16 protein-coding genes and 1 riboswitch are annotated in these 20,943 nt (G+C 71.1%); of the genes, 11 read left to right on the forward strand and 5 right to left on the reverse strand.

The window, feature by feature from the left end:
- Positions 1 to 752 (forward strand): S8 family serine peptidase (locus VGZ32_RS06735; protein ID WP_326884977.1); only part of this gene is annotated, 752 nt, incomplete at its 5' end.
- Between the two features lie 40 nt (positions 753 to 792).
- Here the strand turns inward: VGZ32_RS06735 and VGZ32_RS06740 are convergent.
- Together VGZ32_RS06740 and VGZ32_RS06745 are read right to left on the reverse strand one after the other, a co-directional pair.
- Positions 793 to 1,578 carry a hypothetical protein gene (locus tag VGZ32_RS06740; RefSeq protein ID WP_326884978.1) on the reverse strand — a complete coding sequence of 262 codons (786 nt, stop codon included), beginning with the start codon at positions 1,576 to 1,578 and terminating at the stop codon, positions 793 to 795.
- 46 nt (positions 1,579 to 1,624) lie between these two features.
- Positions 1,625 to 1,782, reverse strand: a riboswitch (cyclic di-AMP (ydaO/yuaA leader).
- 425 nt (positions 1,783 to 2,207) lie between these two features.
- The gene (locus VGZ32_RS06745; RefSeq protein ID WP_326884979.1) at positions 2,208 to 2,984 is read right to left on the reverse strand and encodes a hypothetical protein; all 777 of its coding nucleotides are present in this window, start codon (positions 2,982 to 2,984) and stop codon (positions 2,208 to 2,210) included.
- 688 nt (positions 2,985 to 3,672) lie between these two features.
- Here VGZ32_RS06745 and VGZ32_RS06750 point away from each other — a divergent pair.
- From VGZ32_RS06750 to VGZ32_RS06765, 4 genes are all read left to right on the forward strand, one after another.
- Positions 3,673 to 5,274, forward strand: coding sequence for an MFS transporter (locus tag VGZ32_RS06750; protein WP_349263520.1), 1,602 nt, complete (start codon positions 3,673 to 3,675; stop codon positions 5,272 to 5,274).
- Between the two features lie 11 nt (positions 5,275 to 5,285).
- Complete coding sequence (locus tag VGZ32_RS06755) at positions 5,286 to 5,717, forward strand: MarR family winged helix-turn-helix transcriptional regulator (RefSeq protein WP_326884981.1); 432 nt, start codon at positions 5,286 to 5,288, stop codon at positions 5,715 to 5,717.
- 50 nt (positions 5,718 to 5,767) lie between these two features.
- A complete protein-coding gene (locus VGZ32_RS06760; RefSeq protein ID WP_326884982.1) occupies positions 5,768 to 6,100 on the forward strand; it encodes a pentapeptide repeat-containing protein in 333 nt (110 codons plus the stop codon).
- A gap of 85 nt (positions 6,101 to 6,185) precedes the next feature.
- Positions 6,186 to 7,328 carry a hypothetical protein gene (locus VGZ32_RS06765; RefSeq protein WP_326884983.1) on the forward strand — a complete coding sequence of 381 codons (1,143 nt, stop codon included), beginning with the start codon at positions 6,186 to 6,188 and terminating at the stop codon, positions 7,326 to 7,328.
- On the opposite strand, the gene serB is transcribed toward VGZ32_RS06765, so the two are convergent.
- Positions 7,325 to 8,602: a phosphoserine phosphatase SerB gene (serB, locus tag VGZ32_RS06770; protein ID WP_326884984.1), complete on the reverse strand. Its 1,278-nt coding sequence runs from the start codon at positions 8,600 to 8,602 to the stop codon at positions 7,325 to 7,327. The two genes, VGZ32_RS06765 and serB, sit on opposite strands and share 4 nt — an antisense overlap.
- 47 nt (positions 8,603 to 8,649) lie before the next feature.
- On the opposite strand from serB, the gene VGZ32_RS06775 reads away from it, so the two are divergent.
- From VGZ32_RS06775 to VGZ32_RS06790, 4 genes are all read left to right on the forward strand, one after another.
- Positions 8,650 to 9,432, forward strand: a complete 783-nt coding sequence (locus VGZ32_RS06775) for an ABC transporter ATP-binding protein (protein WP_326884985.1) — start codon at positions 8,650 to 8,652, stop codon at positions 9,430 to 9,432.
- Between the two features lie 208 nt (positions 9,433 to 9,640).
- On the forward strand, positions 9,641 to 10,057 hold the full coding sequence (locus VGZ32_RS06780) for an NfeD family protein (protein WP_326884986.1): 417 nt from the start codon (positions 9,641 to 9,643) through the stop codon (positions 10,055 to 10,057).
- 107 nt (positions 10,058 to 10,164) lie between these two features.
- A complete protein-coding gene (locus VGZ32_RS06785) occupies positions 10,165 to 11,253 on the forward strand; it encodes an SPFH domain-containing protein (RefSeq protein ID WP_326884987.1) in 1,089 nt (362 codons plus the stop codon).
- A 133-nt stretch (positions 11,254 to 11,386) separates the two neighbouring features.
- The gene (locus VGZ32_RS06790; protein ID WP_326884988.1) at positions 11,387 to 12,172 is read left to right on the forward strand and encodes a sulfite exporter TauE/SafE family protein; all 786 of its coding nucleotides are present in this window, start codon (positions 11,387 to 11,389) and stop codon (positions 12,170 to 12,172) included.
- A 26-nt stretch (positions 12,173 to 12,198) separates the two neighbouring features.
- On the opposite strand, the gene VGZ32_RS06795 is transcribed toward VGZ32_RS06790, so the two are convergent.
- Positions 12,199 to 13,125 (reverse strand): hypothetical protein, encoded by a 927-nt coding sequence (locus VGZ32_RS06795; RefSeq protein ID WP_326884989.1) that lies wholly within the window; start codon positions 13,123 to 13,125, stop codon positions 12,199 to 12,201.
- A gap of 134 nt (positions 13,126 to 13,259) precedes the next feature.
- Positions 13,260 to 14,024: a class I SAM-dependent methyltransferase gene (locus VGZ32_RS06800; protein WP_326884990.1), complete on the reverse strand. Its 765-nt coding sequence runs from the start codon at positions 14,022 to 14,024 to the stop codon at positions 13,260 to 13,262.
- Between the two features lie 300 nt (positions 14,025 to 14,324).
- Between VGZ32_RS06800 and cobN the strand changes: the two genes are divergently transcribed.
- Both cobN and VGZ32_RS06810 read left to right on the forward strand, forming a co-directional pair.
- Positions 14,325 to 18,152, forward strand: a complete 3,828-nt coding sequence (cobN, locus tag VGZ32_RS06805) for a cobaltochelatase subunit CobN (RefSeq protein WP_326884991.1) — start codon at positions 14,325 to 14,327, stop codon at positions 18,150 to 18,152.
- Between the two features lie 374 nt (positions 18,153 to 18,526).
- Positions 18,527 to 20,938: a VWA domain-containing protein gene (locus VGZ32_RS06810; protein ID WP_326884992.1), complete on the forward strand. Its 2,412-nt coding sequence runs from the start codon at positions 18,527 to 18,529 to the stop codon at positions 20,936 to 20,938.
- The last annotated feature ends 5 nt before the right edge of the window (positions 20,939 to 20,943 follow it).

Consider the following 20,943-nt stretch of genomic DNA (forward strand, 5'->3'; position numbering starts at 1 on the left):
TCGCCCAGAACGGCAGCATGGACCCGTACTCCCACTTCGGGAGCGACGTGACGGTCGCCGCTCCGGGCGTCAACATCGAGAGCGCGGCCCCCAACGGCCAGTACACCCAGGTCAGCGGCTCGAGCGACGCGGCGCCGTGGGTGTCGGCCGAAGCGGCGCTGATCATCGGCCTGCATCCGGACTGGACCGGAGGCCAGGTCGTGCGCGCCATCATCGACAACACGGTGACCGGGACCGGACAGCGCGTCGATGACCACGTCGGCTATGGCGTCATCGATCCGCTTAAGGCTTTAGGCGCATCGGCGTCGACCGACACCAGCAACCCGCTCGGCGGTCCCGCTGTGGTGGTCTCGTCCGCGGCACCCGGCGCCGGGAACTCCGGCGCGGCGGGCAGCGCCCCGGCGACCTCGGCATCCCCCAGTAAGTCGTCAAACATCGGGCTCTACGCAGGGCTCGGCGTCGCGGTGCTGGTCCTGATCGGCGTGATCGTGTTCCTGATCACCCGGGGCAAGAACAACAACGGTCCCGGCGGCGGGGGAGGCGGCGGCGGTGGCAACGGCTACCACCCGCCGGTTCCCGGCCCCGGCGGCAACTACGCGCAGCCCCAATCCCAGCCGCAGCAGCACCCTGTGTCCAGTCACCAGCCGTACCCATACCAGGGCTCGACGCCACCTCCGCAGCAGTACCCGTCGCAGCCGCAGTACGGTCAGCAGCAGCCGCCTCAGGAACAGACCCCCTGGCCACAGCAGTAGGCCGGTAGTCCGGTAGAATCAGATCAGATCTGATCCAGGCTCAGGGCGCGGTGCCGTTCACGATCGCGAGCACCATCTTCGCCGACTGATCCTGCCACTGCGCGTACGCGGTCGGGTATCCGGACCGCTGCACGGCCTGAGCGGAGACCCACAGCGCCTGGTCCGCATAGTTCGGCGCGTACACCTCGAGCGCGGCCAAGAAGGCGTTCGTGGCGTAACTCGGGTCGGTGATCTGCGCGGCAGTACCCCACCCCTGCGACGGACGCTGCTGGAACAGGCCCAGCGAGTCCGCGTTCGTCGCCACGGTGAGATTCGTCAGCGACGACTCCTGCATCGCCGTCGACATCGCTATGACCGCCGCGTACAACGGCATTCCGCGCTGCTCGGCGACGGCGACGATGGTCTTGGCGTTCGCCCACTGAGCCGCGTTCGCGGTGAAGTACTGCTGGGTGCCGTACAGGCCGGCCGGCTCGAGGCTCGCCAGCGTCACGTTCTTGTACTGGTTCGCGGCGGAAGCAACGGTGGGAGCCGTGGACGACGGAGCCGGCGCCGGCGCGGCGGGCTTCGAAGCGCTTGGACTAGGGCTCGCGCTCGCGCTGGGCTTCGGAGTGGTCGCCGCGCTCACGGGCACCACGGCGACGATCGTGGACGTCATGACCTTGGGCTTGACGATGGACGCGGCCCCGACCCTGGCCCCCAGCAGATTGCCGGCGTTGGAGAGTCCGTGCGCGGTGCTCGGCACGGCGCTGAAGCCCCCATAGGTGGCCGCCGCTGCGGTACCCACCGGTGTGACGACTGCGGCGGTCACGACCGCGGCGACGGTCACAGGTTTTGCTCTGGGTTTGCGGTGCGCGCCCATGAAATAAAGGTCGAGCCTCTCCTCCGACCGCCTACCGGGTTAGCTGACGGGTTCGGGCGGAAGGGAGACGCCCTACGGCGCAGGCGCGATAGCAAGAACGCACCATACGCCGATTCACCCCAGGGACTTGGGTCCCCGGCTCCGCGACGCCGCTTTCTGCACTTTCTCGTGCAGGTGGCAGCGCCGCATATGGACTCGGCGGGTGCGCTCGGTGCCGTCTGCGACGGCGCTTGCCGCGCGCACGAAGCCGACCATATGAGATCACCGTCAGATCTGTCACGGTCTTCCCTCGAATTTGACGAGTCGTTGACCTCCTCAGCGGTATTCGCTTTCCGTCCGCCACGGTGTTGTCGCTCTCCGCCGTCGAACCGCCCCCAACTCACAGGCTGCCGCTTCGAAGCTGCAGTCCGTGAGGCCGTCGCCGAATTCAACCGGTGTGCTGCTCTGGCTCGTCGCAGCCCTCAGGCCGGCCCATCCGTAGTCGTCGACTCACTGGACGCTGGCGAAGTCGTCGAAGCGTGGCGTGCGCGGCGAAAGACGACATGACGGAGACCCACTCGACGGGATGACACCGCGTACTCGGCCCACCACCACCGCTACGGCGCGGTCCCGTTTACGATCGCCATCACCATGTGCGCGGCCTGGGACTGCCACTGCGCGTACGCCGTCGGGAAGCCCGAGCGCTGAACCGCCTGCGCCGCTTCCCAGAGGCTGAGCGTCATGTAGTGCGGTGCGTAGACATCGAGCGCGGCGAGGAAAGCATTGCTCGCGTAGTACGGATTGGTCAGCTGCGCGGCGGTACCCCACCCAGCAGAGGGGCGTTGCTGGAATAACCCGAGCGAGTCCGCGTTCGTCGCCACGGTCAGATTGGTGAGCTGCGACTCCTGAGTGGCCGTCGCGACGGCTATCACCGCGGCGTAAAGCGGCATCTTCCGCTCTTCGGCGACCTTCACGATGATCTTCGCGTTCGACCACTGCGACGCCATCGCGGTGGAGTAGCTCTGCGCACCGTACAAGCCGGTCGGCTCAAGCTGCGCCAGTGTGGTGTGCGCGTATGGGTTCGGCGGCGCGGTGGGGGTGGGCTTCGCGGTCGGCGTCGGGCTCGCACTCGCGCTCGCGGACGGGCTCGGCGGGGCGACGATCAGCGGACTCGTAGCGACGACAGCGGTTTGCGGGGCAACTGCGGCCGCCCCTCCGATGCCGGCCACCATCGCCGCGGCCACACCGCCCGGCGCGCCCACCATCGTCCCGGCGAGCGCCGCGATCGTGATGGCGGGATAACGCCTGCTCCAGGGCTGCGCCTCGACCGCCTGTGTAAGGATTCTGCTGGGCTTGTGGGCAGCGCCGTGCCTCGACTTGCTGTGCGCGCCCACGGCTGGATCCGACCTCACATGCTCATATGACAGCGGCCTGGTATTGGCGGATGACAATACAAGACGACATAACGGCCCTGCCCCTTCCTTGCTCGCTCTTGACCTAAGCGCACACTGATTTTTGGATCACATGATGTTGTGACGTCGATGCTGTGCGTGCTCGGACGAGTGCAAAGAGGTCAAAAGGGAACGTGGCAGACCGGACGTGGGGTGAGTGGGAGAGTGGACCGGCGACGACGCCGCCGGCCTGCGAGGACGCCGTCGCCTTGGTCGTCGGCCCTCCGGGGCATATAATTAGCTTAGCTAAGCTATGTATCGCGGGCGGGAACGGAGACACTGGATGGCTGCGGAGACCACGCCGTCGAAAGTCACCCACACGAACGGCGCGTCGGCCGATGCTTCGCCAGGAGCCTCGCCGGATATACCGATCGCCGCCCAGGATAGGCATCGCAGGGATCGCACGGACGGACTCGGCGAGGTGGGCAACGCACGCTCTGCCAGCTCCGCCAACGCTTTCGCCGCAGCCACCGACGTCTCCGTCCCTGCCGTCGCCGACGCTGCTGTTGATGCCCACGCGCCCCTGAGCCCCGGCGCGGCCAAGCCCCGGGGCGGATTCCGCGCCGCGCTCTCCGCCGGTCCGGATCACTCGCACTACAAGTGGGTGGCGCTGTCCAACACGACTCTCGGCATGCTGCTCGCCACGATCAACAGCTCGATCGTGCTGATTTCGCTGCCCGCCATCTTCAACGGCGTCAAGCTCGATCCGCTCCAGGCCGGCAACGTATCGTATCTGCTCTGGATGCTGATGGGCTACATGCTCGTCACGGCCGTGCTCGTGGTCACCCTGGGCCGGCTCGGCGACATGTTCGGCCGGGTGAAGATCTACAACTTCGGGTTCGCCGTCTTCACCGTCTGCTCGATCATCCTGTCCCTCGACCCGTTCACCGGCGGGCACGGCGCCCTCTGGCTGATCGGCTGGCGCGTGGTGCAGGCGATCGGCGGCGCCATGATCATGGCCAACTCCGTCGCCATCATCACCGACGCCTTCCCCGCCACCCAGCGCGGCATGGCCCTCGGCATCAACATGGTCGCCGCCCTCGCCGGGTCCTTCCTCGGGCTCGTGCTCGGCGGCGTGCTGGCCGACTGGGACTGGCGCTCCGTCTTCTGGGTCAACGTCCCGATCGGCATCCTCGGCACGATCTGGGCCTACAAGTCCCTGCACGACCTCTCCCCACGTCGGCCCGGCCGCATTGACTGGTGGGGCAACCTCACCTTCGGCGTCGGCCTGACCGCGCTGCTCGCGGCCATCACCTACGGCATTCAGCCCTATGGCGGCCACACCATGGGCTGGACCAACCCGCTGATCGTGGCCGGGCTGATCGGCGGCGTCGCGGTGCTCGTCCTGTTCGTCGTGATCGAGTCGCGCACGGCCGAGCCGATGTTCCCGCTCGCCCTGTTCCGCAACCACGTCTTCGCCAGCGGCAACGCAGCCGGCCTGCTGATGTCCGTCGCCCGCGGCGGCCTCCAGTTCATGCTGATCATCTGGCTCCAGGGCATCTGGCTGCCCCTGCACGGCTACGACTACTCGCAGACCCCGCTGTGGGCCGGCATCTACCTGGTCCCGCTGACCTTCGGCTTCCTCGTCGCCGGACCCATGGCCGGACGGCTGTCCGACCGCTTCGGACACCGCGCCTTCTCCGCCGCCGGCCTGCTGCTGATGGCCGCCACCTTCGGCGGCATGCTGCTGCTGCCGACCGACTTCAGCTACCCGGCGTTCGCGCTGCTGATCTTCCTCAACGGCATGGGCTCCGGCCTGTTCGCCGCGCCAAACGTGTCGTCGGTGATGTCAAGCGTCCCGGCCCACCAGCGCGGCGCCGCCTCCGGCATGCGGTCCACCTTCCAGAACTCGGGCATGGTGCTGTCGATCGGCCTGTTCTTCTCGCTCATGGTGATCGGCCTCGCCTCGAGCCTGCCCGCCACCCTGTTCAGCGGACTGACCGCGCAGGGCGTGCCCGCCTCGGCCGCACACGCCGTCGCCGCGCTGCCCCCAGTCGGCGTCCTGTTCGCCGCCTTCCTCGGCTACAACCCGATCCAACAGCTGCTCGGGCCACATGTCCTGCACGCGCTGCCCGCCCACAACGCCGCGACGCTTACCGGACGCCAGTTCTTCCCGCACCTGATCGCCGGGCCCTTCCACGACGGACTCGTCGTCGTGTTCTGGCTCGCCATCGTAATGGCCCTGATCGGCGCCCTCGCCTCGCTGGTCCGGGCGCCGCGCGGCGCGGAGTAAAGTGTGTGACGATGACTCTTCAGCCGGATCCGCAGGACATCACGCGGCTGCGCGTCGCGGTCGGCCGGCTGCACCGCCGGCTGGCACAGCGCACCTCGGGCGAGCTGACGTTCGCTCAGATCTCCGCCCTCGTCACGGTCGAGAAGCACGGACCCATCCGCCAAGGCGAGCTGGCCGCGCGCGAAAAGGTCGCCGCCCCGTCGATGACCCGCACCGTCGGCGGCCTGATGGAGGCCGGGCTGGTGGAGAAGATCCCGGATCCCGAGGACGGCCGCTCCTGTCACATCGCGGTGACTCCGGCCGCGCACGCCCTATTGGATAAGGTGCGCAGCGAGCGCGCCGCGATGCTGAGCGAGCGCGCCGCGCGCCTGACCCCTGACCAGTACGCGACGCTGGTCGCCGCGCTGCCGGTGATCGAGCAGCTGGCCGAAGAGGACGACTGACCCGGACACCCCGTGCCCGGACCGGACGCCCGGGATGCGAGACTGACGGCATGGCGGCAGACGAACCCACGGCTCGCGGCGACGCGGACCTCGAGACCACGCACCTCAACCCGCTGCTGGACCGCACTGTGCTCGATAATGCTGTGCTTGACGGTGCTGAGCTCGACGGTGCCGACTTCGATGGCGCGGCGTCCCACGGCGACGCGACTTCCGCGGAACAGGGGTCCGGTGCCGACGAGGCCGAGGAGGAGTGGCCGCCGCGGGAGTGGCGCGAGACGACCCGCTCCGCCGGGCACCGCCAGGCCGCGTACGTCGCGCTTGGCATGGTCGTGATCTTCGCGGTCCTCGTGCTGGTCGCGATCTGGGCGTCGCACAACGGCTGACCGGTCAGCGATCCGGCCGTACCGCACGGCTCGTCCGGGCCAACCCGACGAGCAAGCCTCGAGTTCGTACGACAAACTGGCACGCATGAGCGAGTCGGAGCGTGCCCACCCCGGCAACTACGAGGCCCCGCCCCCACCTCCGCCCCCAACCCCCGCCCCACCGGCCGCCGACGGCACGGGCGCCCAGCCCACCCGGCGCCCCACAGCTCTCGCCGAGATCCGCGACGCGGTCACCGTGCGCTCGTTCCTGCTGGTCCTCGGCGTGCTCGGCCTGGGCCTCGGCTTCATCCTGTCGTACGTCGGCGGGCTGCATCACCCCGGCGCCAAGAACCTCCCGTTCGCCGTCGTCGCCCCGGCCGAGATCCAGGGCCCGGTCCTGTCCGGCTTCGGCACGATTCCCGGCCAGCCGCTCTCCCCGCGCCTCGTCAACGACGAGCAGACCGCCCGCGCAAGCGTCATCAGCCGCACCACCACCGGCGCCCTGATCGTCGACCCCGCCTCGACCCGGGACACCCTGTACATCGCCTCGGCCGCCGGGCCGTCGATCTCCTCGGCGCTCATCCAGATCGTCAGCGCGGCCGAGGCACGGCAGGAGCGCACCGTCCGCGTCGTGGACCTGGTCCGGGTCTCCGCCCAGGACAGCAGCGGCCTGTCCTCCTTCTACGCCGCCGTCGGCTGGACCGTCGCCGGATACCTGATCGCCTCGATCCTTGGCATCAGCGCCGGCGCCCGGCCCGCGACCCCCATGCGCGCCGCGATCCGCCTCATCGTGCTCGCCCTGTGCGCGGTCGTCGCCGGAATCGTGGGCGCCTGGCTGGTCCAGCACGTCCTCGGCGCGCTGCCCGGCCCGTTCTGGCCGCTGGCCGCCGTCGGAGCGCTGCTGGTATTCGGCGCCGGAGCCGTCACCGTCGCGCTCCAGGTCGCCTTTGGGGTGGTCGGAATCGGCCTGGCCGTCCTGCTGTTCGTCATCCTCGGCAACCCCTCGGCCGGCGGCGCCTACGCACGAGCCCTGATCCCGCCGTTCTGGCGGGCGATCGGCGCCTTCCTGCCCCCGGGCGCCGGAACGGACGCGGCCCGGTCGATCGCCTACTTCGGCGGACAGCACACCGCGCAGCCGCTGTTCGTCCTGACCGCCTACGCCGGAGTCGGCCTGATCGCAGCCCTCGGACTCGCCGCACTGCTGCGCCCGCGCCCGGCCGCTGGCGTCGTCCCAGAGGCGACCGCCTAAACCTCAGGCACGCCTTCCACACCGTCCCAGGACAGCTGCGCCTCCTCGACCTCCTCGCGCGGAATGCCCAGGAGGAACAGGATCGCGTCCAGGAACGGCACGTTCACCGACGTGTCCGCCTGCTCGCGCACCACCGGCTTGGCGTTGAACGCCACCCCGAGACCTGCCGCCGCCAACATGTCCAGGTCGTTGGCCCCGTCCCCGATCGCGACCGTTTCCGACAGCGGCACCCCGGCGGAATCGGCGAACCTGCGCAGCGCCGCCGCCTTGCCCGGCCGGTCCACGATCGGGCCGACCACCCGCCCGGTCAGCCGCCCGTCGACGACCTCGAGGGTGTTGGCCGCCGCGAAATCGATCCCGAGCCGAGCCGCCAGGTCGTCCGTGATCTGCGTGAAGCCCCCGGACACGATGCCGACCTGGTAGCCGAGCCGCTTGAGCGTGCGCACCAGCGTGCGGGCACCCGGGGTGAACCGCACCTCCTCGCGCACCTTCTCTATCGCCGCCGCCGGCAACCCTTCGAGCAGCGCCACCCGCGCCCGCAGCGACCCGGCGAAGTCCAGCTCACCGCGCATCGCGGCCTGCGTCACCCCGGCCACCTCCTCGAGACAGCCGGCGTGCCGGGCCAGCAGCTCGATCACCTCGTCCTGGATGAGCGTGGAGTCCACGTCCATCACCACCAGGTGCTTGGCCCGCCGGGCCAGGCCCGCCCGCTGCACCGCGATGTCCGCGCCGATCTGCGCCGCCGCCGCGGTCAGGTCCCCGCGCAGCTTCGCCGGATCCACGCCCGACACGTCCAGCTCGATCGCGGTGACCGGGTACTTCGCCAGCCGCACGATCCGGTCGATGTTGCCGCCCGCCTCGGCGACCCGACCGGCCACCTCCGCCAGCGCGGCCGCCGTCAGCGGGGACCCGAGCACGGTCACCCGGCTGCGCCCGGCCCGCCGCGGCCGGTTGTCCCCGCGCCCCTCGGTGATCTCCACGTCCAGCTTCAGCCCCGCGGCCCACCGGTGCAGCGTCATGCGCAGGTCCGCGGGATCCGGCGGCGCGGTGACCAGCACGCCGAGCACGAGCCTGCCGCGCAGCACGATCTGCTCGATGTCGGCGACCCGCGCGCGGTACCCGGTGCGCGCCTCGAACTGGCGGATCTGGTCGAACAGGGCCGCGGTCACCCCGGGCCGGTCCGCCCCGAACACCGTCACCAGCAGCGTCGGGGTGTCGTCCGCGAGCGTCGCGCCCGCCGCCCCCGGAAACGCGCCGGCGATCTCCTGTTGCATGGGCCCACGCTACCTTCAGGCAACCCGGACCCGATAAGTTTGACCGCATGACGGACGTGCTCGACCTGGTCGACGTCTCGGTGGTCCGGGACGGCAAGAAGCTGCTGAGCGGGATCAACTGGCGGGTGGCCGAGGGCGAGCGCTGGGTGGTGGTCGGACCGAACGGGGCCGGCAAGACGACCCTGCTGCAGATCGCCGCGGGGCAGCTGCATCCGAGCGGCGGCACCGCCGCGATCCTCGGCGACACGCTCGGCCGGGTCGACGTGTTCGAGCTGCGCCCGCGCATCGGCTTGACCTCAGCCGCGGTGGACCTGCGCGTCCCGCGGCACGAGAGGGTCCGAGACGTCGTGCTGACCGCCAGCTACGCGCAGCTGGGCCGCTGGCGCGAGCGCTACGACGAGGTCGACACCGGCCGCGCCGACGACCTGCTGGCCTGGTGGGGCATGGAGGGCTTCGCCGAGCGCGACTACGGCACCCTCTCCTCCGGCGAGCGCAAGCGCGCGCTGATCGCCCGGGCCCTGATGACCGACCCGGAGCTGCTGCTCCTGGACGAGCCGGCCGCTGGCCTCGACCTGGCCGGCCGCGAGGACCTGGTGCGCCGCCTGGCCAACCACGCCGCCGACCCGAACTCGCCGGTCACCATCCTCGTCACGCACCACGTCGAGGAGATCCCGCCCGGCTTCACGCACGTGCTGATGCTGCGTCAGGGTTCTGCGGTCGGCTCCGGCCCGATCGAGCTGACGCTCAACGCGGACAACCTCTCCGCCTGTTTCGGCATACCGCTTGTGGTGGAGTCCGCCGCCGGCCGGTTCTACGCCCGCGGGCGGTAAAGGCGCGCTCCGGCTTGTCGCGGCAACCGTCGGCGCCGGACATCGAACACGAAATCGAATATGGTCAGCCGCCGAAGCCGGCCCAGTGTCGGTCGGCCGATCCGGCTCGGAGGCTTTCCGCCTGACCGGCCCGCACGGGCCCGCATCCGCCGCGCCGCGCAGCGGGTCGTCCCATTCCGAGTCTGGCGCGGCCAAGTACGATTACCGCATGGCGTGGGTGTGGTGGACCGTTGCAGCGGTCTTATTCCTGGCCGCCGAGCTGGCGACGGCGACACTCGCCTGTGCCATGGCCGCGCTCGGCGCCGTGGCGGCCGCCGTCCTCGGCGTCCTGGGCGTCGGGATCTACGGCCAGCTGCCCGCTTTCGCGCTGGTCAGCGTCGGACTGATCGCCTTCCTGCGACCCGCCGTCATGCGCCACCAAGAGCTGCCCGGGCTGCGCACCGGGGTCGCCGCCCTCGTCGGCCGCGACGCCTTGGTCCTCGCCCGGGTCGACGCGCACGCCGGGCAGATCAAGCTCAGCGGGCAGACCTGGACCGCCCGCACCGCCGACCCCGACGCCGTCTTCGAACCGGGATCCGTCGTGCACGTCTGCGAGATCGACGGCGCCACCGCCGTCGTGCTGTGATCTGCGTGCCTGATCTGCTGTCAGGCTGGGCATAATCACAGTATCGTGGTGGCACGTCAGCGCTTTTACAGCTTGTCGAAGGTGTCGCCGACAGGGGAGGTTGTGGGATGAGCGTGGTCACCGCGATTCTCGTGGTGCTGGTCGTGGTGCTGGCGGTCACCTTCATCCTGTACCGGTCGGTGCAGATCGTGCCCCAGGCCAGCGCCCAGGTGGTCGAGCGGTTCGGCCGCTACCGGCGCACCCTCGAGCCGGGCCTGCGGTTCCTGGTGCCGATAGCCGACACCATCCGGGCCACGGTGGACATGCGCGAGCAGGTCGTGCCGTTCCCCCCGCAAGAGGTGATCACCGAGGACAACCTGCTGGTCTACATCGACTGGGTGGTCTACTACCAGGTCACCGACCCGCGGCGGGCCACCTACGAGATCCAGAACTACGTCCAGGCGATCGAGTACCTGGTCTCCACCACCCTGCGCAACATCGTCGGCGGCATGGACCTGGAGCGCACCCTCACCAGCCGGGACGAAGTCAACACCGACCTGCGCGACGCGCTCGACTCGGCCACCGGCCCCTGGGGCATCCGGGTCAACCGCGTGGAACTGCGCACCATCCAGCCCAACCGCGACATCACCGAGGCGATGGAGAAGCAGGTGCGCGCCGAGCGCGAGCGCCGCGCGACCGTCCTGCAGGCCGAAGGCGTCAAGCAGGCCGAGATCCTCAAGGCCGAAGGCGACCGGCAGTCGCTGATCCTCAAGGCCGAGGGTGAGGCGAAGGCCGCCGAACTGCGCGCGGGCGGCGAGGCGCAGGCCATCAAGAAGGTCTTCGAGGCCATCCACGAGGGCGACGCCGACTCGAAGCTGCTCAGCTACCAGTACCTGCAGATGCTGCCCAAGCTGGCCGAGGGCGAGGCGAACAAGGTCTGGATCGTGCCGAGCGAACTGGGCAAGGCGGTCGAGGGCATCGGCGGGGCGTTCACCAGGATGTCCGTGCCCGGACAGCCCGGCGGGGGCGGCGGAGGCGCCGAGAACGGGCAGGCCGACGGCGACGAGGGTGACGAGCCCGCGAGCCCGCGTGGCCCGCGCCCGTCCACGGCCCCCGCGGCCTCGATCCCGGCTACGCCGCCGCAGGACCGGCCCCCGACCGGCCGGCCGCGCCGCCTCTCGCCCGCGGACGTGCTCTACGGCACCGACGACGAGTAGTCCGCGCTGTACGGCTGTACGACAGTGCACTGGTCCCACGACGTTCGTGACGGCATCGGTGTGACGCAAGCCTCGTTGCGTAAGGGGCGCGACCACTGCTCGACACCGACGCACGCGCGTTACCCTTGATCCCGTGAGCCATGGGATCGCCGAGGCGGCAGCGCTGCTCGGGGCGGGAGTCGCCGCCGGGACGATCAACACCGTCGTCGGCTCCGGCACCCTGATCACCTTCCCGACGCTGCTCGCGTTCAACTACGCGCCGGTGCTCGCCAACGTCTCCAACACCGTCGGCCTCGTACCGGGGGTGCTGAGCGGCATCCACGGCTACCGCGCCGAGCTGGGCGGCCAGCGCGCCCGGCTGCTCTTCCTCGGCAGCGCGGCGCTGCTCGGCGGGCTCACCGGAGCGATCCTGCTGCTCGTCCTGCCGGCTAACGCTTTCAAGGCCATCGTCCCGGCGCTCATCGGCCTCGCGCTGGTGATGGTGGTCGCGCAGCCGAGGCTGGCCGCGTGGGTCGCGCGTAGGCAGGCGGCCCGCGGCGCACGCGGCGGAGCGGGGCGCGCGCACGCCTCAGGGGGCCCGATTCTGTGGGCGCTGGTGTTCACCACCGGCGTCTACGGGGGCTACTTCGGCGCCGCGCAGGGCGTGCTGCTGATCGGCCTACTGGGCATAGCGTTCACCGACACGCTCCAGCGCCTCAACGCCGCCAAGAACGTGCTCGCCGCGCTCGTCAACGGCATCGCCGCGGTGATCTTCATCGCGGTCACCCACATCGCCTGGGGCGCGGCCGGGCTCATCGCCGCCGGGTCGATCCTCGGCGGCCAGATCGGGGCCCGCGTCGGCCGGCGGCTGCCGCCCGCGGCCCTTCGGGCCCTGATCGTCTGCGTCGGCGTCGCGGCGCTGGTCAAGCTGCTGGCCTGACTGCGCTCGCCGGACCGCGCGCCCGGTCAGGTCCCCAAGCAGGCCTCGGCCAACTGCTGGCCGTCGGACGTCATGGTGCTGCCACTCGGCGACTGCCCGCCGGCCAGCGCCGCCGTGTACGCCTTCCAGTCGGTGACCACCTGACCGATCGCCGCCGCCGCGTCCGTGTTCTGCGCCTCGCCCTGCGCGGCCGTCAGGGTGTTGATCGCGGTGTCGTAGTCGTCGATCAGCGCGGTGTAGTCGCCCGAGTCCCTGGCCGCCGCCTGCTCGAAGGTGATGATCGCCTGGAACGCCGACTTGCAGCCCTGATCGTTCATCGTCGCCATCAGCGCCTGGAGAGCGGCGATCTGCGCCCCGGTGGTATCGGTGGAGGACGGCGCGGGCGCGGAGGACCCGACGTCGCTCGGGCTTTGCGTGTCGCCCACGTTGGACCCGCTGGCCGCGAGCGTCGAGCCGAGCGCGATCGGGGTCGGCGTCGGGGTGGGGCTCTTGCCGTGGAAACCGAACCAGTAGGCCGAGAAACCGCCGGCGAGCAGCGCCAGTGTGATCGTGATGGCGATCATCGCGTTCCTCGAGCCGTGCTGTGGCGGCGGGGGAGCGCCGTATCCGCCATAGGGATAGGTGTATCCCGGCTGTCCCGGCTGATCGTAAGGGTACTGACCCGGCTGCGGGTACTGGCCTTGCTGTGGCTGCGCATTCGGGTCCCAGCCGGGATACGGTTGCCCCGGATAGGGTTGCATCGGCGGCTGTTGATGTGGCTGCTGCCCGGCCTGCGGGTAGATCGGCTGTGTGAAATCCGGCGGCTGATACTGCTGCGTCGGCTCGGGTACGGGCGCCTGCCAGCCGCCCGGCGCGCCACCGGGCTGATCCTGGCCGTGCTGGCCGGGATTGCCCGGCTGCTGCGGGTCGCCTTGCCCGTGCTGCTCAGGGCCCGATGACGGCGGATATGTCACGGAAGCGCCCCCAAGATTCGATGACGAACGCGGCGCCCGAATCGGCGCCGCGTTTGTGCGCGCTCGTTGAATGCCCGTCCCGCGAGCATGCTATGCCCAACGGCGCCGCGGCGGCACCGGCCCGCGAGCCGCGGTCAGACGCGCGACGTCCAGTACAGGTCCGTCACGTACGGAATCTCGATGCGGTCGCCGCGGCTCTCGTGGTGCCGCTCCAGGACCTCCTCGAGCTGGCGCCGCACCTGCGCGCGCCGCCCGTCGTCGAGCGTGCTGATCATGCTGGAGGTCAGCGCCTGACCGAGCACCCCCTCCCGATCCGTCACATACGGATTGGGCACGTGCTCCTCGCAGAGCGAATCCCAGCCCTGCACGGTGTCGAAGAACTTGCGCCAGGTCCCGTCCCGGTGCCCGGGCACCGCGTCGGTGCGCCACAGCCGGTAGATGCTCGAGTACTCCGACACCCACGGCACTGTCTCGTCCAGGGTGTTCCACACCAGCCCGAGGCGCCCGCCCGGGCGCGTGATCCGCTCGACCTCCGCCAGCGCGGCCGCCGGGTCGAACCAGTGCCAGGCCTGCGCCGCCACCACGACGTCCACCGAGGCGTCGGCGAGCCCGGTCGCCTCGGCCAGCCCGTCCACGATCTCCACCCGGGGCAGCAGCTCGGCCAGCCGCGCCCGCATCGCCGCCACCGGCTCCACCGCGATCACCCGCGCCCCGGTCAGCGCCAGCAGCCGGGTGAACTTCCCGGTGCCGGCCCCCACCTCGGCCACCTGTTTGCCCGGTCCGAGGTTCAGCGCGTCGGCGAGCACACCGAGCGCCCTGGTCGGATAGGACGGTCGGACGCGCTCGTAGTCCGCTGCGGCTAGCTGGTAGCCGAGCTCCGCGGCGTGGTGGATGGCCACACTGGGAACCTAACACCAACGATCATGCTTTCACCGTATTGGTCGGTGACCGGGCGGCGACCGAAAGATGACGATCAGATAACGGCGTTGATCCACGCCGGTCATCCGCGCTGCCAGGGCGGGTTGTCGCGCGCCTTCGCGCCCCGGAGTGCGCCGGTTCGCGCCCCAGTGCGCGGCGCTTCTTCTCCGCACGATCCGGCGCCGTGCGGGGGCCCACGCGTCGCCCGCTAGGCTGACAGATCGCCGCGATTCCGCGCCGCCCAGCACCACGACGCAGCACCGTGAAAGGCACCCCGGCCAATGTCCTCGCCCGCTGTAGCCGTACCGCCGACTCCGCCCGCGATCCTGCTGGTGTCCACGGCCGACACCGACCTTCTCGCCGCCCGCGCCGCGGCCGAGGGCTACCGCGTCGCGAACCCCGCGCGCGTCTCGGACGAGGATCTCGGCGCCCTGATCGACGGAGCCGGCGTCGCGGTGCTGCGGCTGCTCGGCGGCGCACGCGTATGGGAACGCGGACTCGCGGCGCTCGCCCGCGCCGGAATCCCCGCGATCGTGCTCGGCGGCGAGGCCACCCCCGACGCCGACCTGATGGCACTGTCCTCGGTTCCACTGAACGTCGTCGCCGAGGCGTCGCGCTACCTGATCGCCGGCGGCCCGGAGAACCTCGCCCGCCTCGCCCGGTACCTGCGCGCCGCCGTCCTCGCTCCTGCCGACGCCGCCGCGCCCGGGATCGAACCGGAAGCGCCGCTCCCGATGCCCGAGTTCGGCGTCCACAGCGGCTACAGCATCCCCGGCGAACGGAAGCGTCCCACTGTCGGCATCGTCTACTACCGGGCGCACGAACTGTCCGGCAACACCGCCTTCGTCGAAACCCTCTGCGATGCCCTCGACGCCGCCGGCGCCAGCCCGCTCCCCGTCTTCTGCGGATCGCTGCGCACCCTGAGCGACACCGACGGACTGGTGGACCTGCTCAAGAACTGCGACGCCTTGATCGCCACCGTGCTCGCGGGCGGCGGGACCGTCGCGGCCGACGCTTCCGCGGGCGGTGACGAGGACGCGTGGGACGTCGGCGCCCTCGCAGCCCTCGACATCCCGGTGCTCCAAGGGCTGTGTCTGACCTCCTCCCGCGCACACTGGCAGGACTCTAACGCCGCGCTGTCCCCGATGGACGCCGCGATGCAGGTCGCGATCCCCGAGTTCGACGGCCGCCTGATCACCGTCCCGTTCTCGTTCAAGGAGTACGACGCAGACGGGATCGCGGTCTACGTCGCGGACCCCGAGCGCGCCGCCCGCATCGCCCGGATCGCCGCCCGGCACGCCGCGCTGTCCGCGAAACCCAACGCCGACAAGCGCATCGGCATCCTGCTGTCCTCCTATCCGACCAAGCACGCGCGTATCGGCAACGCCGTCGGACTGGACACCCCCGCCTCCGCCGTCCGCCTGCTCACCGCGCTGCGCGACACCGGCTACACCCTCGCCCCCTTCCCCGAGGACGGCGACACCCTCATCCACTCGCTCATCGCCGCCGGCGGCCACGACGTCGAATGGCTCACCGAGGACCAACTGGCCGCCGCGTCCGCCCGCGTACCGCTCGCCCGATACGAGGCCTGGTTCGCCGCGCTGCCCGAAGACCTGCGCGAGGCGATCCGCGAGCACTGGGGCGAACCCCCCGGCTCCCTCTACGTCGACGAATCGGGCCCCGACGGCCCCGAGATCGTCCTGGCCACGCTCACCTTCGGCAACACGGTCCTGATGATCCAGCCGCCGCGCGGCTTCGGCGAGAACCCGATCGCGATCTACCACGACCCCGACCTGCCCCCGAGCCACCACTACCTGGCCGCCTACCGCTGGCTCGCCGCCGTGCCCGAGCACGGCGGCTTCGGCGCCGACGCCCTGATCCACCTGGGCAAACACGGCACCCTCGAGTGGCTGCCGGGCAAGGGCCTGGGCCTGTCCGCCTCCTGCGCCCCCGACGCCGTCCTGACCGACCTGCCGCTGATCTATCCCTTCATCGTCAACGACCCCGGCGAAGGCACCCAGGCCAAGCGCCGCGCCCACGCCGCCGTCGTCGACCACCTCATCCCGCCGATGGCCCGCGCCGACTCCTACGGCGACCTGGCGAAACTAGAGCAGCTGCTCGACGAGTACGCCACCGTCCAGGCGCTCGACCCGGCCAAGACCCCAGTGGTGCGCGCCCAGATCTGGGAGCTGGTCACCGCGGCCCGGCTGCACCACGACCTGCACCAGCCGCAGATGCCCGGCGCGGACGACTTCGACGACTTCGTCCTGCACATCGACGGCTACCTCTGCGAGATCAAGGACGTGCAGATCCGCGACGGCCTGCACGTGCTCGGCCGCGCACCCGAGGGCGCCGAGCTGGTCAACGACGTGCTCGCGATCCTGCGCGCCCGCCAGGTGTTCGGCGGCGCGGCCGGCTTCGAAGGCCGCGGCGGCGCACTGCCCGGTCTGCGCCGCGCTCTGGCAGCGGCCGCCGGGCTGCCCGAGGACGCCGAGACCGACCCCGCGCACGTCGACCGGTTCGAGCAGGAGGCCCGCGATCTCATCGAAGGGCTCGCCGCCGCGGACTGGAGCGTCGACGCCTTCCTCGCCGCACGTGCCGTCGGCCCCGCCCTAGCTGACGCTGCCGATCGCCCCGCCCCAGCCCTAGCTGACCCTGCTGATCCCGAGGCCGCCACCCCGGCGTTGGCTACCGCCGACGACCGCGAGGCCGCCACCCCTACCCCCGCCGTCCTCGCCCTCACCCCCGACATCACCTCCATCCTCCGCTTCGCCGCCCACGAACTCGTCCCCCGATTGGCCCGAACCACCGACGAGATCGACAACGTCCTGCGCGCCCTCGACGGCGGCTACGTGCCGGCCGGCCCTTCCGGCTCGCCGACCCGTGGACTGGTCGGCGTCCTGCCGACCGGCCGCAACTTCTACTCCGTGGACCCCAAGGCGATCCCGTCGCGCAACGCCTACGACGTCGGCAAGGCCCTCGCCGAATCGCTCCTGGCCCGGCACCTGGCCGACACCGGCGCCTACCCGCGCTCTGTCGGCATCACCGTCTGGGGCACCAGCGCGATGCGAACCCAGGGCGACGACATCGCGGAGATCTTCGCACTGCTCGGCGTCGAACCGGTCTGGGACGACGCCTCCCGCCGGGTAACAGGCTTCGAGATCATCCCCGTCGACCGCCTCGGCCGCCCCCGCATCGACGTGACCGTCCGCATCTCAGGCTTCTTCCGCGACGCGTTCCCGCACGTGGTCGCACTCGTCGACGAAGCAGTGCGCACCGTCGCAGACCTCGACGAACTCGACGACCAGAACTACGTCAAGGCTCACGCAGCCGCCGATGAGGCGACCTACGCCGGTCACGGCGACCCGCGCGCCCGCCGCCGAGCCACCACCCGCATCTTCGGCTCCAAGCCCGGCGCGTACGGAGCCGGCCTCCTGCCGCTGATCGACGCGCGCAACTGGAAGACGGACGCCGACTTGGCCGAGGTGTTCGCGGTCTGGGGTGGCTACGCGTACGGCCGGGACCTGGACGGACGCGAAGCGCGCGCCGACATGGACGCCGCGTTCCGCCGCATCGAGGCCGCCGCGAAGAACCAGGACACCCGCGAGCACGACATCGTCGACTCCGACGACTACTTCCAGTACCACGGCGGCATGGTCGCCTACGTGCGCGCGCTCACCGGCGAATCGCCCGCCGCCTACGTGGGCGACTCCGCCGTCCCCGACACGGTCAAAACCCGTACCCTCGGCGAGGAGACGCACCGGGTGTTCCGCTCCCGCGTGGTCAACCCCAAGTGGATCGCGGCGATGCAGCGCCACGGCTACAAGGGCGCGTTCGAACTGGCGGCGACCGTGGACTACCTGTTCGGCTACGACGCGACCGCCGGTGTAGTCGACGACTGGATGTACGAGAAACTCGCCGCCGCCTACGTCTTCGACGACACGAACGCACAATTCATGCGCCGCTCGAACCCCTGGGCCCTGCGCGGCATCGCCGAGCGCCTGCTGGAAGCCGCCGACCGCAAACTTTGGTCGGAGCCCGAGCCCGACACCCTCGACCGCCTGCGCGAGGTCTATCTCGAGCTGGAAGGCGACCTCGAGGGCGAGTAGCAACGACCAATCCGATGATCCAACATCCGAAGAGCGAACATTAGCTCGATGTGGTGATCTCCAGGCTCGATCGGCGTTTTGTCTGAAGACCACCCCATAGGGTGATCAGTGGGTCGGCTTCCTCGAGATTGTGACCGAGCACTGGTGGCGGGGTCTGTTCGGCGCCCGGCTATGCTCTAGGCGACGGCCACGGAGGAATCCGGTGCAGGCCCGCCCGCGCCACGTGCGCGGCGGCCGAGTCCGGAGCGGTCCCGCCACTGTGAACGCGACGCCTGCCTGCTTGTCGGGGCGCGCGTGAGTCAGGAACTCCCGGCCGTCCGTCGTCAGCTTGCTCGATCGGGCGTGGGCTCCCGAAAGAAGGAAGGCACCCCACTGTGGCCGTCGCCGCGCCGTTCTCGACCGGTTCCGCGCTCGCGGCCGATCCGCAGTTCCCGTTCTCGGCCGTGCTCGGCCAGGAGGATCTGCGTCTCGCGCTCATCCTCAACGCCGTCCACCCGGCCGTCGGCGGCGTGCTGGCGCGCGGCGAGAAGGGCACCGCGAAATCCACCCTCGTGCGCGCGCTCGCCGCGGTGCTGCCCTGGGTCGGCGCGGTGACCGGCTGCCGTTTCGCCTGCGATCCGACCGCCTCTGACCCAGCCTGTCCCGACGGGCCCCACCCGCCCGACGCGCAGGCCGACGTGCGCCGCGCCCGGCTGGTCGAGCTCCCGGTCGGCGCCTCGGAGGACCGGCTGACCGGCTCCCTGGACCTCGAGCGCGCCCTCGGCCACGGCGTCGCCGCCTACCAGCCGGGGCTGCTGGCCGCCGCGCACCGCGGCATGCTCTACGTCGACGAGGTCAACCTGCTGCCGGACCACCTGGTCGACGTGCTGCTGGACGCCGCCGCGATGGGCGTCGCACACGTCGAGCGCGACGGGGTCTCGGTCCGCCATGCCGCCCGCTTCATCCTGGTCGGCACCATGAACCCGGAGGAGGGGGAGCTGCGGCCGCAGCTGCTCGATCGGTTCGGGCTCACGGTCGAGGTCGCCGCGAGCCGCGACCCGCGCGACCGCGCCGAGGTCGTGCGCCGCCGTCTGGCCTACGAGGCCGACCCAGCCGGTTTCGCTGCCACGTGGGCAGCAGCGGACCGGGAGCTCGGGGAACGCATCGCCGCGGCGCGCGCCGCCCTCGGCGCGGTCGTCCTGCCGAATGCCGAGTTGGAGCGGATCGCGCGGGTGTGCGCCGCGTTCGAGGTCGACGGCATGCGTGCGGACCTGGTGACCGCGCGCGCCGCGATCGCACTCGCGGCGTGGCGCGGCCTGTCTGCTGTGACCGCGGCCGAAGTGCGTGAAGCGGCTCGGCTGGCCTTGCCGCACCGTCGCCGCCGCAACCCGTTCGACGCGCCCGGCCTGGACCAGGACAAGCTCGACGAGGCGCTTGCCGACGCACCCGACGACGGCCCGGAGCCGGACGGACCGGGACACGGCCGTGGTCCCTCCGAATCGGACGGTGCTGACGCGGGCGGGGGAGACGAGGCGTCGGCGCCCGAGCCCGCTGGCGCACCACCGGCGATGACATCTGGCGCCGCACGCGAGCTCGACGGTCAAGGCGACGCCCGGAATGACGTCGGCCGAGACGACACTCACGCAGAGGCTTCCGTCCCCGAGCCCGGCGAGATCCGACCAGATAACAGGCCCATGAAACTTGGCGGAGCGGGCAACGGGGCGGGGGTGGGCGCTGGGAGAGAAGAGCAGGCTGCCGTAGCGGCGAGCGAGCCGTATCGCACCAAGCTGTACGTCGTGCCTGGAGTCGGCGAGGGTGTACCCGGCCGCCGCTCCGCCGGACGCGCTACGGGTCGCGGACGCACCGTTGGGGCTGAGAAACCCGACTGTGCCACCGGATCGGTGCATCTTCCGGCGACCTTGCGCGCTGCTGCCGCGCGCCAGCTGGAGCGTGGCCGGGTGGCTGGCGGGCCGCTGCTGTTCGACGTCTCCGACCTGCGCGCGCCGGTGCGGCGGGACCGCGAGGGGAACCTTGTGCTGTTCGTGGTCGACGCGTCGGGCTCGATGGCCGCACGTGCGCGCATGGCCGCGGTCAAGGGGGCGGTGCTTTCTCTGCTGCTCGACGCGTATCAGCGCCGCGACAAGGTCGGGCTGGTGACGTTCCGGGGCGCAAGCGCCGAGGTCGCGCTGCCGCCGACCGGCTCAGTCGAGGCCGCCGCTGCACGGCTGGCGAGTCTGCCGACCGGCGGCCGCACCCCGTTGGCCGCCGGGCTGACGACCGCTGCGGACGTGGTGCGACGGGAGCGGCTCAGAGACCCGCGCAGGCGCCCGCTGCTCATCGTGGTCACGGACGGCCGGGCGACCGCGAGTGGCCTCAACGTCGGTGCGCGCATTCACGGCGGCGGATCCAACGTCGGTGCGCGTGTTCACAGCGGCGGCGGATCCTCGGACGCCAATAACAGGCCCACGGGAGCAGTGGCAGGACGTGTGGCGGCAGGACATACGGCGGCCGGGCGTGCGGCGCCAGGACCAGCAGCGATCGGTTGGGCGCTCGCTGAGGTATGGCGAGTGGCGGCGTACATCGCATCCACAGGCACGGCCTCGATCGTCGTGGACTGCGAGGCGGGCCCGGTGCGCCTCGGACTTGCGGCGTCTCTGGCGGCCGCGCTCGGCGGTGAGCACGTGCCCATGGCCGATCTGGCGGTCGACTCGCTCGCCTCGACCGTGCGCGCGACCACCGGGCCACAAGCCCACCGGCTCTCGCACTGGCCCGCGCCCCAGCATCCGACGACACGGAAGGCGGCCTGACGCGC

Origin of the sequence: Actinocrinis sp. (assembly GCF_035938995.1) — a bacterium.
GTDB lineage: Bacteria > Actinomycetota > Actinomycetes > Streptomycetales > Catenulisporaceae > DASZGI01.

What these genes read in the sequence shown, in the direction of transcription:
- VGZ32_RS06750 (WP_349263520.1), top strand. Translation starts at nt 3,673, where the DNA reads ATGCTGCTCGCCACGATCAACAGCTCGATCGTGCTGATTTCGCTGCCC.
- VGZ32_RS06755 (WP_326884981.1), top strand. Translation starts at nt 5,286, where the DNA reads ATGACTCTTCAGCCGGATCCGCAGGACATCACGCGGCTGCGCGTCGCG.
- VGZ32_RS06760 (WP_326884982.1), top strand. Translation starts at nt 5,768, where the DNA reads ATGGCGGCAGACGAACCCACGGCTCGCGGCGACGCGGACCTCGAGACC.
- VGZ32_RS06765 (WP_326884983.1), top strand. Translation starts at nt 6,186, where the DNA reads ATGAGCGAGTCGGAGCGTGCCCACCCCGGCAACTACGAGGCCCCGCCC.
- serB (WP_326884984.1), bottom strand. Translation starts at nt 8,602, where the DNA reads ATGCAACAGGAGATCGCCGGCGCGTTTCCGGGGGCGGCGGGCGCGACG.
- VGZ32_RS06775 (WP_326884985.1), top strand. Translation starts at nt 8,650, where the DNA reads ATGACGGACGTGCTCGACCTGGTCGACGTCTCGGTGGTCCGGGACGGC.
- VGZ32_RS06780 (WP_326884986.1), top strand. Translation starts at nt 9,641, where the DNA reads ATGGCGTGGGTGTGGTGGACCGTTGCAGCGGTCTTATTCCTGGCCGCC.
- VGZ32_RS06785 (WP_326884987.1), top strand. Translation starts at nt 10,165, where the DNA reads ATGAGCGTGGTCACCGCGATTCTCGTGGTGCTGGTCGTGGTGCTGGCG.
- cobN (WP_326884991.1), top strand. Translation starts at nt 14,325, where the DNA reads ATGTCCTCGCCCGCTGTAGCCGTACCGCCGACTCCGCCCGCGATCCTG.